Below are 16,607 nucleotides of genomic sequence, written 5' to 3'. Positions count from 1 at the left end.
GCATGGCCACCGCCAAGAAAAAACGTCCCACCCGAGGCGCAACGCGGAGCCCTGAGAAGAAGGGCATGCCCGCCTCAGTGATGCTCGGTACGGGCTTTATCGCCGGGGTATTGAGCACCGTACTGGTGTTCAACATGATGAACGAACGCAGCCCAAACGCGCCGGAACAGAATACGCGCGCGGAAAAAGTCGAGCCGGCGCCGCCCGCTGAAAAGACCACCACGACCAAGTTTGACTTCTTTACCGTGTTGCCGGAGCGCGAGGTCATTGTTCCCGACGAAACCCCGCAACCTGCTCGCAAACCCAAAGTGGTCGCCAATGAAGCGCCACCACCCGAAGACGACAGCAAGCGCTTCCAGAGTGGCGAACGCTATATTCTTCAGGCGGGCTCGTTCCGCAATAACGAAGATGCCGACCGTCGCCGCGCGCAGATTCTACTGCTGGGGCTGGATGCCAAAGTCGAACTCGTGGAAGCCAATGGCGACCGCTGGCACCGGGTCTACGTCGGCCCGTTCCTGACCCACAATACGCTGTCCAGCGCTCGTTCCAAGCTGATCAACGAGAGCATCGATACCCTCGTCATTCGTCAGAAGACGCCCTGACCACACCTTTTGCCACTCCTTGATCGGCAGCGTCGCCTTGAAATTTAAAGGCGGCGCCCTCATTGATAGCCATTCAAGCCGGTCCAGCATCGGCCAAGCCGTTTTCATCTCAAAGAAGGAGTCCCGCGTGGAACAGTTTCGCGGCACCACTATTCTCTCCGTGCGTCGGGGCAACTGCGTAGTTGTCGGTGGCGATGGACAAGTCACCATGGGCAATACCGTTATGAAGGGCAACGCCCGCAAGGTGCGGCGCCTGTACAACGATCAGGTGCTGGCGGGTTTTGCTGGCGGCACCGCCGATGCCTTCACCCTGTTCGAACTGTTTGAAGCGCAACTGGAAAAATACCAAGGCAAGCTGGTTCGCGCCGCCGTAGAACTGGCCAAGGCCTGGCGCAGCGAACGCTCGCTGCGCCAGCTGGAAGCCCTGCTGATTGTCGCCGACAAGGAAACCACGCTGGTGATCAGTGGCAACGGCGATGTCATTGAACCCGAAGACAATATGATCGCCATTGGCAGCGGCGGCTCTTTCGCCACCGCCGCCGCCCGCGCGCTGATGGATAACACCGAGCTGGGCGCCCGGGACATTGTCGAAAAAGGCCTGGATATCGCCGGCGACATTTGCATTTACACCAACCACAATCGCCGCATCGAAACCCTGGAATACTGAGGCCGGATAACCGGCGCATGGAGTCATCATGTCAGTCATGACACCCCGAGAAATCGTTCACGAACTCGATAAACATATCGTCGGCCAGCAAGACGCCAAGCGCGCTGTGGCCATCGCCCTGCGCAACCGCTGGCGCCGTATGCAGCTCAGCGATGATCTGCGCAGCGAAATCACCCCCAAAAATATCCTGATGATTGGCCCCACCGGGGTCGGCAAAACCGAAATCGCCCGCCGCCTGGCCAAGCTCGCTAACGCCCCCTTTATTAAAGTGGAAGCCACCAAGTTCACCGAGGTAGGCTACGTGGGCCGGGATGTGGAATCTATCATTCGCGACCTGGTCGACGTCTCATTGAAGCTGCACCGCGAGCAGGCGATGGAGCAAGTCTCTCACCGGGCACGAGATGCTACCGAAGAACGCATTCTCGATGCCCTGCTGCCGCCCGCACGCGGCGAGGGCGAGACCGACCGCGACAGTTCGACCCGGCAGATATTCCGCAAGAAGCTGCGCGAGGGGGAGCTGGACGACAAGGAAATTGAGGTCGAGATAAGCGCGACACCCATGGGCGTGGAGATCATGGCCCCTCCCGGCATGGAGGAGATGACCAACCAGTTGCAGGGGATGTTCTCGCGTATGGGCGGCGACCGCAAAAAGACCCGCCGTATGACCGTAAAAGCCGCATACAAGCAGATTCAGGACGAAGAAGCCGCCAAACTGGTGAATGAGGACGAGCTCAAAGCCCGCGCGATCGAGGCCGCCGAGCAGAACGGTATCGTCTTCATCGACGAGATCGACAAGGTCGCCAAACGTCAGGAAAGCGGCGGCGCCGACGTCAGCCGCGAAGGTGTACAGCGCGATCTGCTACCATTGATAGAAGGCTGCACGGTCAGCACCAAGCACGGCATGATCCGCAGCGACCATATTCTGTTCGTGGCCTCAGGCGCCTTCCACCTCAGTAAACCGTCCGACCTGATTCCGGAGTTGCAGGGCCGTCTGCCGATACGTGTAGAACTGTCAGCCCTCACCCCGGATGACTTCGAGCGCATTCTCAGCGAGCCTCGCGCCTCCATTACCGAGCAATATCAGGCGCTGCTGGCCACCGAGGGACTGAAAGTAGAGTTCACCGCAGACGGTATTCGCCGCATTGCCGAAACGGCTTGGGAAGTGAACGAGCGCACCGAGAATATCGGCGCCCGCCGCCTGCACACCGTAATGGAGCGACTGCTGGAAGAAGTCTCTTTCAGCGCGGGAGACAGTGGCGACAGCCTGACTATTGACGGCGCCTATGTCGACAAGCAGCTCGGCGAGCTGTCTCAAGATGAAGACCTGAGCCGCTTCATTCTATAAGCCTACGAGGTCGACATGGCGAACGTGCCGCAGCAGATCAAGCTACATCGCAAATCCCGCGAGCTATCCCTGCACTACAAGGATGGCCGCGAACACCGGCTGCCTGCCGAATTCCTGCGGGTATATTCCCCTTCGGCAGAAGTTCGGGGGCACGGTCGCGGCCAGGAAGTGCTGCAAACGGGCAAGCTGAACGTGGAGATTATCGATGTGAAGGCGGTGGGGAACTATGCCCTGCAGCTGATTTTCGACGACGGTCACGACAGCGGCATTTATTCCTGGGATTATCTGGAAGAACTGGCCGACCAGCAGTCAGTACTGTGGGAAACCTATCTGCAGAGACTTAATGCGGCGGGCGCCAGTCGCGATCCGGACGAACAGATTGTTACCCTGTTCGACCCGGCCGCCAAACCCCATTAATCGCGCAAACAGATGGCTGGACGCAGGTTAACGCCGCCATCTTCTTCGAGCACACCAACATTCATACCGGTCGTGTTTTCTACCACCACCAGTGGCGGCTGAAAGCGCGGACGGCGAATAAATTTGATTTGCCAGCCGAAGTTTTCGATACGACGAAGGGCTGCCCGCTGCGAATCGGTCAGCAGCTCTTCGAGATTAGCTGGCACGGGCTCAACACCAATGCGCTTCTCTTCCATCATGGCAACTCCTGTCAAAGAACGGTTCTCTTACTGCGCCCACATTACACCGGCTCAAACCAGTGCAGCAGCAGGGATAAACCCTATTGACAGGTGTTAGACGATGGCTCAGAGGTTCTCCTCGGCGAATGCAGCCAAGCGCGAACGCTCAATACCATTCACATGCATAATGCCCGCGTGGGGGAAGTTTTTACTCTTTTCAACCAGATAGGTCAGGCCCGAGGTCAGCGGGGAGATGTACTTGTTATCGATCTGAGCAAGGTTGCCCAACACAACAATCTTCGAGTTGGCCCCGACCCGGGTAATGATCGACTTCAACTGAAATTGCGTCAGCCCCTGCGCTTCGTCAATCACGATATAGGCATTATTGAATGAGCGACCGCGCATGAAGTTAAGCGATTTGAACTGGATATTGGCCTTATCTTTAACGTAATCGATACTGCTGAACGGCGACTCATCCGTACCGTGCAGCACCTCCAGGTTATCGTCAAACGCCGCCAGCCAAGGCGCCATTTTCTCTTCTTCAGTACCCGGCAGGAAGCCGATATCTTCAGCAATCGGCGGCGTCGATCTCGCCACAATCAGCTTGTCATAACGCTTCTCTTCAAGGATGGCATGCAGTCCATAGGCCAGAGCAATCAGGGTTTTACCCGAACCGGCCGGCCCGGTCAGCACCGTCATATCAATACTGGGTTGAGAAATCAGGAAAAAGGCCATGGCCTGTTCCATATTGCGAGGCTGCAAGCCCCACATACTCTGGTGCATCAGTTGATCGCGACAGAGATCCAGCAAGGTAAGGCGATCGCCGTCCAGACTCTTCACCAACCCGACAAAGCCTTGATCGTCGTAGATAAACTGATTCACATGAGCCGCAGGCAGTAACGAGCGATCCAGAATATGTATCGTCTGGCTGCCTTCACGCTGGGTGTCGACGCTCTCGACCTTACTCCAGAAGTTGCCCGGAATGTGTTCATAGCCCTTGGCCATAAACTGAATATCGTCCAGTACGCGGTCGCGGCGATAATCCTCAACATTCTCCAAGCCCGAGCCTTTGGCCTTGAGCCGCATATTGATGTCTTTGGTCACCAGGCAAACATAGGCTTCGGGATTTTTGAGCTGCAAATGCAGCGCCACATTAATAATGCGATTGTCGTTGGCTTGCTGCTGACTGCCATCCAGATAAGGGGCCGCAGTATCGTGGTTAATTAACTGGTCGGGGAATATCGCCAGGGTGCCCGCCCTGTCGCCCTCACGCATAGTGGGAATTTCCACCCCTTCCTGAATCTGTTTGGGATTGGCATTAAACAGAATTTTGTCGATGGCATTGATTGCAATACGCGCCTCGCGACTGACGTCCTTATCACGGCGATCCTTAATGTGATCCAGCTCTTCCAGCACGGTCATGGGAATGACCACGCGATGTTCATGGAAGGCACTGAGTGCCATCGGGTCGTGCAGCAGGACGTTGGTATCCAGTACGTAGATTTTTTCCATCAGCGACTCTCTACAGGCAGGGGGAGGGAAAAACGGCAAAACGATTGGGTAAAAACCGGGGAAAAGCGGACAGTAAGAAGATGCGAACATTGGCTGTGTCGCGGGCCTGCTGCCAGAGGGGTACGGCAGCATTGAGAAGAAACTGGTGTCGGGCCGGGGGCCACTTCACGACGGGGCAAACGCGCGCTCCATGAACAACATCCACGCTTTCGATAGTTCACGTCGCCGCTCGGAATGTCAACCACTTATCATCGGACTCCGGATTCAGGGCGCAGCCCGGCAACGCTGTCACTGAGCTACGCAAGACGTCGGCGGCGATTTCGGCTACTCTATGGCCCCTTTGCTATCAGCCAATCCAAGGTACGCCCTCACCATGCTCGACCAGAACACCCTGCAACAGCTGCGCCAGCTTAAAAAAGACATTGAAGATAATAAAGATCAGGGCGAGGGCGAAGTGCGTGGCAGCCAGCGCCGCTTCGGCTTTGTCCGACTGGATGATGGCCGCGACGTTTTCCTGCCACCGGAAACCATGCAGCGCGTCTTCCCTGGCGATCGGGTGAAGGTGAATGTACTGACCGATGATAAAGGCAAATTCAAAGGCGAGCTGGAAAAGTTGATCGACAGCCCGCTGAAGGAATTTACCGGGCGCTATGTCGTGCGCGGCCAGGGCCACTTCGTCGAGCCCGATCTGCCCCGCTTTAACAAGCTGCTGTTTATTCCGCCCTCGGAGCGCAAGAAGGCACAGCCCGGTGACTACCTGCACTGCAAAGTGCAACGGCACCCTTGGCGCGACGGCAAGTCTCAGGTCAAGGTGCTGGCCCGTATCGGTGCACCTGACGACGCCGGCGTGGAAGGCAAGTATATCCTCTGTAAATTCGGCATCGACAGCCAGTGGCCCAAAGGGGCAGAAGCTGCTGCCGACAGCCGCAAAGAAAAGCGCGACGATCTTCGCGAGCACGGCTTTGTCACCATCGATTCGCAGGAAACCCGTGACATTGACGATGCCCTCTACGCCGAAGCCAATGCTCAGGGCTGGCGCCTGGATGTCGCAGTTGCCGACCCCGGTGCGTTCATTCCCGAGGATAGTGAACTCGACAAGGCCGCCCGCCAACGCGCCAGCACGGTTTATCTGCCCGGCTGCACCCAGCCTATGCTGCCGGAATCCCTCAGCCAACAGGCCTGCTCGCTGGTGGCCGACGAAGACCGCGCCGCCCTACTGTGCAGTCTTCAGGTCAGCCCCACGGGGGAGGTCAGCGACGTTCAGTTTCGCGAGGTCCTCATTCGCTCAAAAGCCAAGCTGAGTTACGCCGACGTCGCCGAGCACTTGGCGGGCAACAACGCACTGCCGTATCCACAGCTCGATGCACTGAAAGCCGTCAGCGATGCCCTGCGGCAGTGGCGCGACGTGAACAGCCTGATCATGCCCGAACAGGCTGACTTTCATTACACGCTTGACGACAAGGGCCACATCACCGCGATTGCGCGCCAGGATCGCAATGACGCCCACCGACTGGTGGAAGAATGCATGCTGGCCGCCAACCGCAGCGCCGCAGAATGGCTGAAGGAGCAACGCCCGGAGGGTCGCGCACTGTATAACGCTCACGCGGGCTTCCGGGAAGAGCGCCTCGACAGTGTACGCAAGCTGCTGCAACAGGCCCTGCCCGAATTAGCCGAGGCCAATATCGACACCCTCGATGACTACCGCAAGGTATTGCGCGCTGCCGCCAATGGCGACCATGCTTTGCCGCTGCGCAGCATCATGGCGCGCATGCTGCAGCCCGGCGAGCTCAGTGCAACCGCCAAGCCGCATTTTGGGCTGGGCTTCGAGGCCTACAGCACCTTTACCTCGCCGCTGCGCAAATACAGCGATCTGATTGTGCAACGCTGCATCCGCGCCTGCCTTGACGGCAACAATGGCGGCGCCGCGAGCGATGAAGTACTGAGCACCATGCAGGAGAAATTGCGCAGCCTGCGTCAGGCCACCCGAGATATGGAGCAATGGCTGCTCTGCGAGTATTTGAGCAAGCAAGACAAAGATACGGTATATGAAGGACGCATCGCCCACCTGAATGGCGGCGGCTTTACCGTTGAGCTGAACGACACCGGCATCAGTGGCTTTGTTGAGGCGCGTTCCATTCCCGAAAAACTCAGCTTTGATGCCGACACCCTGCGGCTATTCAACGACAAGCAGCAGTTCCAGCTGGAACAGGCGGTGCAGGTCAAAGTGGCAGACGTCGACCCCTTCCAACGCAAACTGATGTTTGCGCTGGCCGAGTCGCCCGCCGCTTAAAAGTCTGCGTGCCGCGGCGTGCGCGGAAACGGTATCGCGTCGCGGATATTCTCCATGCCGGTGATGTAATTGAGCAGGCGTTCAAAGCCCAGCCCAAAACCGGCGTGAGGGACGGTGCCATAGCGACGCAGATCGCGGTACCACTCCAGCCCGTCCAAGCCCTGCTCTGCCATACGCTGGTCGAGTACATCCAGCCTCTCCTCGCGCTGGCTGCCGCCGATGATCTCGCCGATGCCAGGCGCCAGCACATCCATCGCCGCCACGGTTTTGCCATCGTCATTGAGACGCATGTAAAAGGCTTTAATGTCTTTGGGGTAGTTGCAAACGATCACCGGCCCGCCAACATACTCCTCGCAAAGATAACGCTCGTGCTCCGACTGCAAATCCAGCCCCCAGCTCACCGGATACTCAAACTTGCGCTTGGCGGACGACAACACCTTGATCGCTTCGCTGTAGTCCAGCCGAACGAACTCACTGCCCGACACCGATTGCAATCGCGCCAATACACCCTGGTCGACAAACTGGTTGAAAAAGGCAAGGTCATCTTCACAGTGCTCCAGCACCTGAGAGATCAAGTAGCGCAGGAAATCCTCGGCCAGTGCAGCGTCATCATTCAGATCGGCAAAGGCGACTTCCGGCTCCACCATCCAGAACTCCGCCAGGTGGCGACTGGTATTGGAATTCTCTGCGCGGAAGGTCGGCCCAAAGGTGTAGACCTTGCTCATGGCGAGACAGTAAGCCTCGGCATTTAACTGGCCCGAGACGGTCAGGAAGGCCTCGCGACCGAAAAAATCCTCGCCAAAATCCACCCGCCCGTCATCCCTGCGAGGCAGGTTCGCCATGTCGAGAGTGCTGACCCGAAACATTTCACCCGCGCCCTCGCAATCGCTGGCAGTGATCAGCGGCGTGTTAATCCACTGAAAACCCCGCTCAAAAAAGTAGCGGTGTACTGCATTGGCCAGCACGGTACGCACCCTAGTCACCGCGCCAAACGTATTGGTGCGTGGCCGCAGATGAGCCACACTGCGCAGGTATTCAAAGCTGTGCCGCTTTTTGGCAATCGGATAACTGTCGGGGTCATCCACCCAGCCGTAAACCTCGATTTCCGATGCCTGAATTTCAACCGACTGCCCCTTACCCTGAGACGCTACCAGCTCGCCCCGCACCCGCAGGGAGCAGCCCGCCGTCAACCGCAGTACATCGCCTTCGTAATTCTCCAGTTCGCCGGGGGCGACGACCTGAATTGCCGCCTGGGCAGAGCCGTCATGTACGGCCAGAAAGGAGAATCCGCCCTTGGAGTCCCGGCGACTGCGCAACCAGCCCCGCACTTCAATCTGCTCGCCGATTTGCGCGTCCGGCGCCGTCAGTAAAGCCTTGATGGATGTTGCCTGCATGGTGTCTCCCCGGTTGAGCGCTGGCTGATTAAAACAAGGGCGTATTGTGCATCACCCGGCTTTTTCCTGTCAGCAACACAAGCTACAGTGGATACTATTCAGCGGCACGAGGGTGTGCTGCTGGCGATCAGGAAAACACTATGCAAGCCGATAATTTTGTCGCCCACCGAGGCTGGCGCCAGCGCTACCCCGAAAACACCTTGCTGGCCCTGCGCGAAGCTGTATTGGCCGGTGCGGTGAATATCGAGTTGGACGTCCAGCTCAGCGCTGACGGCGAGGCATTCATCTTTCACGATCCCACACTCACCCGTCTCTGCGACCGGGAGGGCCTGATCTGGGACTATCCCGCAGACGCCCTCGCCAAGCTTTCCGCCCATGAACCTTGCCGACTTGGCGACCAGTTTAAGGGCACACCACTGAGCCCTCTCCGTGAACTGGCATCGCTGTTGCAGGACCATCCCGGTGTGGATGCCTACGTCGAGCTCAAGGGCGAGAGCCTGATGCAATTTGGCTGCGGCCCAATGTTGGATGCCACGTTTAGCGCGCTGGCAGGCATTGAAGAGCGCTGCGTGCTGATCAGTTTCGAGCTGGAGGCTCTGCTGGAAGCCAAAACACGAGGCTGGCAACGCTGCGGTGCGGTTTTCGATTATTGGCCTGACTGGCAACTGGCATCACTGGCTGAACTTGCGCCCGAGGTCGTCTTTATTGACCGTCACTGCATTCCCGTGGAGGCCGACCTTCGGCAATTGCCTTTTCCACTCGTGGTCTACGAGGTCGGCAGCCTGCTGGAAGCGAAGGATTGGCTGGCTCGCGGCGCGGCGGGCATAGAAACTTTTCTGATTGGTGAACTGCTTGAGGAGGCCAAACTTGTCTGACCCTTTCGACACGGAGATCGCCATTATTGGCGGCGGCATTCACGGCGCGGGCATCGCCCAGGCCGCCGCTGCGGCAGGCTATCGGGTCAGTCTATTTGAACGCGATCGCTGGGCGGCGGGCACCTCCCAGCGTTCCAGCAAGCTGATTCATGGCGGTTTACGCTACCTTGAGACAGGTCAACTTCCCTTGGTCTACCACAGCTTGCAAGAGCGAAAATTTCTGCTCCGCAATGCGCCCGATCTCGTCAAGGCCGTGCCGTTTTATATTCCTGTCTATCGCGACAGCAGTCGGCGACCTTGGCAGATCTTTGCCGGACTGAGCCTGTATTGCCTGTTGAGTGGCGGCAGCAAGCTGGGACGCTTCCGGCGCCTCTCCCGCCAGAGCTGGTCCAACCTTCCGGGCTTGAAAACCGAAGGACTGCAAGCCGTTTTTCAATACTGGGATGGCCAGACTGACGACCGTTTGTTAACGGAGGCTGTCGTTAGTGCGGCTCAGTCACTCGGCGCCGAACCACTGAGTGGCTGGGAGTTAGTCTCGGCAAAACGCCTTGACGACGGCTACCAGATGGAGCTGCGCAACCAGGCGGGGGAACAGCGGCAGGGCCGATGTCGGTGCCTGATCAACGCAGCCGGCCCCTGGATCAATGACTGTGCCCATCGCATCGAGGGTGCCCCGCAACTGGGCATCGATCTGGTGCGGGGCAGCCACATTGTGCTCACTCCCAAACTGAGTACAGGCATACTCTATCTAGAGTCACCATTGGACCAGCGCCCGTTATTCGTGATGCCCTGGGGAGAACACAGCTTGGTTGGTACTACCGAGCAATTGCACACCACCAGCGCCGATCAGGTTTCCGCAAGCGACGAAGAAATTGCCTACTTGCTTCAGGCTGTGGAGCACTATTTTCCGAGTACCGAGACAACGCTTTTGGATGCTTGGGCCGGTCTGCGCGTCCTTCCCAAAGCTGACGGCTCAGCCAACAAACGACCGCGCGATACGATTCTGCTCTGCGACGACGATCGCGCCCCCAATGTCATTGCCGTCTACGGCGGGAAACTCACCGCCTACCGCCACACCGCCGAGCGCTGCATTCAACTGGCCAGCCGAAAACTGGGGGGGCGAGAGGCCATCGCTGACACCCGAAAACAACCTCTGTCGAAGGCCTGAACCCTAGTGACAGCGGCATTTTTCCTTGTATTACAACAATTTAAGCAAAGTGCCATGATTGCAGGACCTTTACCGCATTGTGAACTTTTGCTTAGAAAACCACTAACCTACTGTTTTTATTGGTTTTTTATCAAAAATCCCAGCTTAAATTTCGTCATATTTCGTCGCTGACGCGCGAGATTGATCAACTTGCCTGTAACCCCGTTTATGGCCTGTTCTCCCTATACTGACCCCGTCATCAAGACAAACACAGGAGAAACACCATGAGCCACAGCATTAGCATTCAAGAAGTAAACAAAGCCGAAGCCATTGCCGACGTTGCCGCACGTGTTGCCATGGCCGCCATTGTTGCCGCCGGCTTCATTGCCTGCCTGGTTGCACTGTAAGCAAACGAAATCCGCAACTCCATAGGAGAGAGACCATGAGCCACAAGATTGAAGTCGCTGCCGACATCGGTGCACGCCTTGGCCTGTTAGGCATTGTTACTGCAGGCCTTAGCGTCTGCCTGATGGCACTGTAAACCGTAATCACCACCGACGCTAAGTCATCACTATCGACAGGCAACAAACTGTGCACACCGTTCATCCAGTACCGCACAGTGATCACCGCTAAACAGGACCGACTACCCGTCCTGCGGCAAGGCTACTGAACATCGTCATCACGCCGAGCCATCCGCCCGCTATTGCACAGCGGGCGGCTTTCTGTTTTTCTCTTCGCTTCACAAGAGGCGAGCCATGCAGACACTCCACACGCAGTCCTACCTTTTACTCAGCACCCGCAAACGCGATGGCAGCTGGGTCGCCACACCCGTATGGGCCGCGGGCGACGCTCATCAACTCTTTGTCGTCTCAGAAGGTAAGGCGGGAAAAATCAAACGACTCCGCAACTTTGCCGACATCAGACTGGCTCCCTGTACCGTCACCGGGAAGCCCTTGGGGCCTGAAATTGCTGCGCAGGGCTTTGTCCTTGACGACACAGACGCCGGAGAAGCCCATCGTCAGCTGTTGAAAAAATATGGCTTACAGATGCGTTTATTGGACTTGGCCGCCTGGCTGAGCGGAAAAATACGCAAACGCCGCTACATTCGCATTGATTTGCCCAAGGACTGACCCCAGCGCCACACAAAAGGGTGTCAGTGCAGTCATTGCCAACAGCAATGCACAGTTTGTATGGTTGTGCGTTGTAATCATTTGCGACGAGAGATTCCCATGCGCACTCTGGAACAGTGGCTCGATGAATATAGCGATGCCCACCAAAATCCCCGCAACAAACAAATACACTACTGGTGTGTACCCGCCATTGCGGTAACCACAGTAGCGCTGCTCTGGCTTGTCCCCATTCCGGGCACACCGGCCAATCTCGGGCAATTGACGCTGATTGCCGCGATGTTTTTCTACGGCTACCTGTCAAGCAAGCTGGCACTGGGTATGTTACCGCTGGTGCTGGCGATGGCCGCAGGGATTGTCGCCTACCAACAGCATGTAGCGCTGGCGATGTGGATTCCCGCGGCAATCATCTGGATTGTTGCCTGGTTCCTGCAGTTTGTCGGACATAAAGCTGAAGCACAAAAGCCTTCATTCTTTACCGATGTTCTGTTTCTGCTGATTGGCCCACTTTGGATTCTCGGCGCGGTCTTTGACAAACTCGGCATCCGCTACCGCCACTGAGTTTCAGGCGCGTCGGCATAACAGGTGCACGTAGCGCCCGAGAGCCCAGAATGGCTCGCGGGCGCCGTATTGCCAATCAATAGCGAGCATATCGTCAACACTGCGCTCCGCCCTCAGGCTTCTCGACATCATGTCGTAACTTAGACGCACACCCCGACGCGCGACAATTTCCAACCCCCGTGCCTGCAATGCATTAATCACCTCTACCGGATCTCTCGGCTTTGGAGGGGTCAGCCCACCGGGATGCCCGGCAAAGTCTTCGTCTCGCAGCTTGTAGAGATTACCCTTGATCATATTCCCTATAATCAAGGCATTGAGATTGTAGAACATCAACGACATATAACCGTCAGGCGCCATTCCATCGGTGAGAGCGTCCAGCACCGCCTCCATATCGCCCACCCATTCCAGCACGGCGTGACAAATCACCAGGTCAAACGGCGCATCGATGGCTAACGCCTGAATGGGCGACTGAACCAGCGACAACTGGCCACTGTCGGAGTATACCGCGAGTTCCGTCGCGGCCAGTGCCAACATATCGCCCGACACGTCATTGAGTACTACCGACTGCCCTCGCTCCAGACAGTCGGCCGACATCTGGCCGATCCCTCCGCCGGCATCCCAAACCCGGATATCAGGCGCCAGCAGGCGTTCCGGCAATTGCTCTTGCAGTTCCCGGCGACAACTGGCCAAACGCAGCTCACCTTTTGGGCTGTGATAAATATTGCGGTGGAAGCGCTGGGCAATACCGTCGAAATTGCGGTCAGACATGGTGATAAACAATCTTGCGAGGAATCGCGAGTGTAAGGGCTCGCTTAGCGCGGAGCAACGCTGGTGCACGAGGGCCAGAAACAGAAAAGCCGGTGCGTGGCACCGGCTTTACAATATTTGACATCCGCTGTCGCACTCAATCCGTTGAATGCCGACGTCGTCCTGACGTTTTTAATTAGACCACTACTAGAAAAATCAAAACAGTCGCCATAAGCACCACGATTTGTGAGAGATATCTCACAAACATCAGGCATCCATATCGGGAATCAAGCCGCTCTTCATCCGCTCAATGGTATCGCGCAACATCAGCTTCTCTTTTTTCAGGCGGCGCAACAGCAACTGGTTTTGCCAGGGGTTTTCCGACAACTGAGTGATCTCATCATCCAATGCCCTATGGCGGCGTTGAAGGAGCAGCAAACGTCCGGCGGGAGACAGACAGTTATCCATAGTTGTGGGCCAGATCCTGTGGCTGGAGAGGCAGCGGAATGTCTATTTTTACTCTGGCATCACCCGTAAAACAAGCGCGGCCAGCGTGTCCTCTGATCTTTTTCGTCACTGGGCATTGATAGCTTAGGCCATTGTTGGCGCTCACGCGCTTGGCAATACTGTCGGCCACTATCAACAGACCTGCGCGGTGCAGGTACAACAAGTACGTTCAGACAGAGGTTACATCATGCAAACGGAACTTTGTAAGAAACTGGGTATTGAATACCCTATCTTTGCTTTTACCCACTGCCGCGACGTGGTGGTGGCCGTCAGCAAGGCCGGCGGCATTGGTGTACTCGGTGCGGTAGGTTTTTCTCCCGAAGAATTGAAAGAAGAACTGGACTGGATTGACGAGCACATTGGCGACCTGCCCTACGGCGTCGATATTGTTATCCCGCAGAAATACGAAGGCATGGGCGACATGAGCCCGGAAGACCTTGAGAAACAACTGTGGGACATGGTGCCGGAAGAGCACGTCGAATTCGCACAAAAACTGCTGGCTGATCACGGCGTACCCGAGTGGCCAGACGGCACCAAGAGCATGGGGCTGCTGGGCTGGACTGAAGCCACCGCCACCCCACTGCTGGAAGAAGCACTGCGCCGCCCGAAGTGTAAGCTGATCGCCAATGCACTGGGCACTCCGCCGGCTGAGAAAGTTAAACAAATCCAAGACAGCGGCCGCCTGGTAGGCGCGCTGTGCGGCAAGGTAAAACAGGTCAAATCACACGTTGCTGCCGGTCTCGACTTCATCATCGCACAGGGTGGCGAGGGTGGCGGTCACACCGGTGATGTCGGCTCGATCGTGTTCTGGCCACAAGCCGTTGCAGCGGCTGAAGGCATTCCCGTACTGGCGGCCGGCGGTATCGGCAACGGCAAACAAATGCTGGCAGCGATGGCGATGGGCTGTGCTGGCGCCTGGACCGGCTCTCTGTGGCTGACCGTGGAAGAAGCACACGCTGAACCCGCGCAGAAAGAGTCTCTGCTCAAGGCCACCAGCGAAGACACCGTGCGTTCACGCTCCTGGACTGGCAAGCCCTGCCGCATGCTGAAGAACGAATGGACCAACGCCTGGGCGACCCCCGGCAACCCGGAGCCCCTGGGCATGCCGCTGCAGGGTCTGGTAACGGGTGACGGTATTCGACGCACCGCAAAATATGCGGCCGTAGGCGAGTGCCAGAAGGTCGCATTTAACCCCGTTGGCCAGGTGGTTGGCCAGATCAACGAAGTGGAATCTACCCGCAACGTGATCTTCCGCCTGATCACCGAGTATGTTGACGCGCTGGAGCACGTTAACAGCCTGATGCCCGAGGCCTAATAAGCCTCGCTGCGGCGGCGCAGAGCTTACTGCGCCGCCTCTCTTTCTGCCAATACCCGCTCGACCGTATCAACAATTACCTGCGTCTGGCGATCCACTTCGATGTTCACTTCTGCCCCCACCGACAGCGCGCCGAGATTGGTACTGCGCAAGGTTTCCGGGATCAGACACACCGAAAATACCCCGCGACTACTGTCCATGCTCGCCACGGTAAGGCTGCAGCCGTGCAGTCCGATAAAGCCCTTGCGAAACACATATTTCACCAGCGTTTTCGGCAGCTGGAAAAACAGCGTCAGATTATTTTCACTGCGCTCCACAGCCGTCACAACGGCTCGGCCATCCACATGCCCCGAAATCAGGTGCCCCCCGATCTCCGCCCCCTGTTTGGCGGATCGCTCCACGTTCACCAGATCGCCGACGGCAAGCTGCCCAAGCGTGGTCAAAGACAGGGTCTCCTGCATCGCATCAAAGTGGACACGATCATTTTCAATGCGTGTCACCGTCATGCACACGCCGTTCAGCCCCACGCTGGCACCGATCTCCAGCCCATCGCGCAGCACCTCTGGCAGCGCCATAACAAAGCGTCGCAGCCCCGGCTCTTCAGTCAAACCACTGAGCGGATACGCCCCATGAACAATACCGGTATACATCGCTGGCCCCCTGTGCAGTAAAACGGCAAAATACCTCAGCCCTGCATTATGCGCGGCCAGCCAACAAGAACAATACTGAATACGAGGCAACTATGGGACTACGTATCATGAACGCCGTCACTCTGCTCTTCTGGGTGGCATTCGTCGTCAATTTCTTCCAACCGCTAGTCGGCGAAAACAGCCACTGGATCAGCTGGGTAGGCTATGCACTCCTGGCGGCCCATTTCGGTGAGTGTCTGTTTTTCCGCAAAGAGCTACACCGAGACTACCAAGGCAAGCTCGCCGCGGGTTATATCACCGTGCTGCTGCTTGGCTTTGGTCGCACTTCACACTGGCTCAACGAGCGCAAAAGCGCCGCCTGAGTACAGAGTCGTAGCCCGCTTTACGCAGAGCTGCTAGCATTAATGACTCCAGTCAATGTGCAATAGGGCCAGACAATGAAGCGGGTGATTTTCAATCAGAAAGGCGGTGTTGGTAAAACCAGTATCAGCTGCAACCTTGCGGCAATCAGCGCTTGGAAAGGCGCCAAAACACTGCTGATTGATCTCGATATTCAAGGGAATAGCAGCGAATACCTGGTCGGTGAGCAATTCCGAGACCTGGAAGACAACGCTGCCAGTTTCTTTAAGCAGAAACTGAGCCTGTTCGGTAAAAAGAGCAAGGACGCGGGCGACTGCGTTTACGAAACCGAATTTGAAAACCTTTATCTGATGCCCGCCAGCCCCGAGCTGGCCGTGATTGAGCGCGAGCTGGAAAGCCGGCACAAGATATACAAGCTGCGCGATGCACTGGCCGAGCTGGAAAAAGAGTATGAGTACATCTACATCGACACGCCGCCAGCGCTCAACTTCTACAGTCGATCCGCGTTGATTGCCGCAGACAGCCTGCTGATTCCTTTTGATTGCGACAGCTTCTCACAGGGCGCACTGATGGGCCTGCTGGAGACTGTTGAGGAAATTCGTGAGGACCACAATCCGGGGCTGACGCTGGAAGGTATTGTGGTTAACCAGTTCCAAAGTCAGGCGAGCCTGCCCACGCAACTGGTTGAGAAACTGAAGGCCGATGGCCTGCCGGTTTTTGAGCCCCATCTGAGCAGCTCGGTCAAAATGAAGGAATCACGCAATCGGCAGCTGCCGCTGATCCACATGGCGCCGTCACACAAGTTAACGCAACAGCTGGTGGCACTTCACGACAGCCTGACACCCAACAAAGGGCGCCGCAAACGCCGCTAGG

Annotated in this window: 19 protein-coding genes; 13 read left to right on the top strand and 6 right to left on the bottom strand. The window is 57.1% G+C overall.

Annotated elements, in window-relative coordinates:
- Positions 1-2 precede the first annotated feature (2 nt).
- From G411_RS21470 to G411_RS0110730, 4 genes are all read left to right on the top strand, one after another.
- A complete protein-coding gene (locus tag G411_RS21470) occupies positions 3-602 on the top strand; it encodes an SPOR domain-containing protein (protein WP_022959210.1) in 600 nt (199 codons plus the stop codon).
- A gap of 127 nt (positions 603-729) precedes the next feature.
- Entirely contained in the window at positions 730-1,269 is a 540-nt protein-coding gene (gene hslV / locus G411_RS0110740) for an ATP-dependent protease subunit HslV (protein WP_022959209.1), read from the top strand.
- A gap of 28 nt (positions 1,270-1,297) precedes the next feature.
- On the top strand, positions 1,298-2,614 hold the full coding sequence (gene hslU, locus G411_RS0110735) for an ATP-dependent protease ATPase subunit HslU (protein WP_022959208.1): 1,317 nt from the start codon (positions 1,298-1,300) through the stop codon (positions 2,612-2,614).
- Between the two features lie 15 nt (positions 2,615-2,629).
- A complete protein-coding gene (locus G411_RS0110730) occupies positions 2,630-3,031 on the top strand; it encodes a gamma-butyrobetaine hydroxylase family protein (RefSeq protein ID WP_022959207.1) in 402 nt (133 codons plus the stop codon).
- On the opposite strand, the gene G411_RS20145 is transcribed toward G411_RS0110730, so the two are convergent.
- Positions 3,028-3,270 (bottom strand): hypothetical protein, encoded by a 243-nt coding sequence (locus G411_RS20145; protein WP_022959206.1) that lies wholly within the window; start codon positions 3,268-3,270, stop codon positions 3,028-3,030. The genes G411_RS0110730 and G411_RS20145 overlap by 4 nt on opposite strands.
- Before the next feature lie 105 nt (positions 3,271-3,375).
- On the bottom strand, positions 3,376-4,761 hold the full coding sequence (locus G411_RS0110720) for a PhoH family protein (RefSeq protein ID WP_022959205.1): 1,386 nt from the start codon (positions 4,759-4,761) through the stop codon (positions 3,376-3,378).
- Between the two features lie 373 nt (positions 4,762-5,134).
- On the opposite strand from G411_RS0110720, the gene G411_RS0110715 reads away from it, so the two are divergent.
- Positions 5,135-7,051: a VacB/RNase II family 3'-5' exoribonuclease gene (locus G411_RS0110715; RefSeq protein WP_022959204.1), complete on the top strand. Its 1,917-nt coding sequence runs from the start codon at positions 5,135-5,137 to the stop codon at positions 7,049-7,051.
- Here the strand turns inward: G411_RS0110715 and asnS are convergent.
- Positions 7,048-8,445: an asparagine--tRNA ligase gene (gene asnS, locus G411_RS0110710; RefSeq protein WP_022959203.1), complete on the bottom strand. Its 1,398-nt coding sequence runs from the start codon at positions 8,443-8,445 to the stop codon at positions 7,048-7,050. The genes G411_RS0110715 and asnS overlap by 4 nt on opposite strands.
- Positions 8,446-8,585: 140 nt before the next feature.
- On the opposite strand from asnS, the gene G411_RS0110705 reads away from it, so the two are divergent.
- From G411_RS0110705 to G411_RS0110680, 5 genes are all read left to right on the top strand, one after another.
- A complete protein-coding gene (locus G411_RS0110705) occupies positions 8,586-9,320 on the top strand; it encodes a glycerophosphodiester phosphodiesterase family protein (RefSeq protein WP_022959202.1) in 735 nt (244 codons plus the stop codon).
- Positions 9,313-10,488, top strand: a complete 1,176-nt coding sequence (locus tag G411_RS0110700) for a glycerol-3-phosphate dehydrogenase/oxidase (protein ID WP_022959201.1) — start codon at positions 9,313-9,315, stop codon at positions 10,486-10,488. The genes G411_RS0110705 and G411_RS0110700 overlap by 8 nt, the downstream gene beginning before the upstream one ends.
- 263 nt (positions 10,489-10,751) lie before the next feature.
- On the top strand, positions 10,752-10,874 hold the full coding sequence (locus tag G411_RS22510) for a hypothetical protein (RefSeq protein WP_022959200.1): 123 nt from the start codon (positions 10,752-10,754) through the stop codon (positions 10,872-10,874).
- 348 nt (positions 10,875-11,222) lie between these two features.
- Positions 11,223-11,597: a PPOX class F420-dependent oxidoreductase gene (locus G411_RS0110685; protein WP_022959198.1), complete on the top strand. Its 375-nt coding sequence runs from the start codon at positions 11,223-11,225 to the stop codon at positions 11,595-11,597.
- Positions 11,598-11,696: 99 nt separating this feature from the next.
- A complete protein-coding gene (locus G411_RS0110680; RefSeq protein WP_022959197.1) occupies positions 11,697-12,155 on the top strand; it encodes an Mpo1 family 2-hydroxy fatty acid dioxygenase in 459 nt (152 codons plus the stop codon).
- A gap of 3 nt (positions 12,156-12,158) precedes the next feature.
- Here G411_RS0110680 and G411_RS0110675 read toward each other — a convergent pair whose 3' ends face one another.
- Positions 12,159-12,923, bottom strand: coding sequence for a methyltransferase (locus tag G411_RS0110675; protein WP_028968346.1), 765 nt, complete (start codon positions 12,921-12,923; stop codon positions 12,159-12,161).
- A 246-nt stretch (positions 12,924-13,169) separates the two neighbouring features.
- Positions 13,170-13,370: a YdcH family protein gene (locus G411_RS0110670; RefSeq protein WP_022959195.1), complete on the bottom strand. Its 201-nt coding sequence runs from the start codon at positions 13,368-13,370 to the stop codon at positions 13,170-13,172.
- 226 nt (positions 13,371-13,596) lie between these two features.
- Here G411_RS0110670 and G411_RS0110665 point away from each other — a divergent pair, with 226 nt between their 5' ends.
- Positions 13,597-14,724 (top strand): nitronate monooxygenase, encoded by a 1,128-nt coding sequence (locus G411_RS0110665; RefSeq protein WP_022959194.1) that lies wholly within the window; start codon positions 13,597-13,599, stop codon positions 14,722-14,724.
- Between the two features lie 26 nt (positions 14,725-14,750).
- On the opposite strand, the gene G411_RS0110660 is transcribed toward G411_RS0110665, so the two are convergent.
- Positions 14,751-15,374, bottom strand: coding sequence for a riboflavin synthase (locus G411_RS0110660; RefSeq protein WP_022959193.1), 624 nt, complete (start codon positions 15,372-15,374; stop codon positions 14,751-14,753).
- Positions 15,375-15,481: 107 nt separating this feature from the next.
- Between G411_RS0110660 and G411_RS0110655 the strand changes: the two genes are divergently transcribed.
- Positions 15,482-15,736 carry a DUF1145 domain-containing protein gene (locus tag G411_RS0110655; RefSeq protein ID WP_022959192.1) on the top strand — a complete coding sequence of 85 codons (255 nt, stop codon included), beginning with the start codon at positions 15,482-15,484 and terminating at the stop codon, positions 15,734-15,736.
- Between the two features lie 75 nt (positions 15,737-15,811).
- Entirely contained in the window at positions 15,812-16,606 is a 795-nt protein-coding gene (locus G411_RS0110650) for a ParA family protein (RefSeq protein WP_022959191.1), read from the top strand.
- Position 16,607: the final 1 nt, after the last annotated feature.

Origin of the sequence: Spongiibacter tropicus DSM 19543 (assembly GCF_000420325.1) — a bacterium.
GTDB classification, from domain to species: Bacteria; Pseudomonadota; Gammaproteobacteria; order Pseudomonadales; family Spongiibacteraceae; genus Spongiibacter; species Spongiibacter tropicus.
This window is presented reverse-complemented; position numbering and strand designations above follow the sequence as displayed.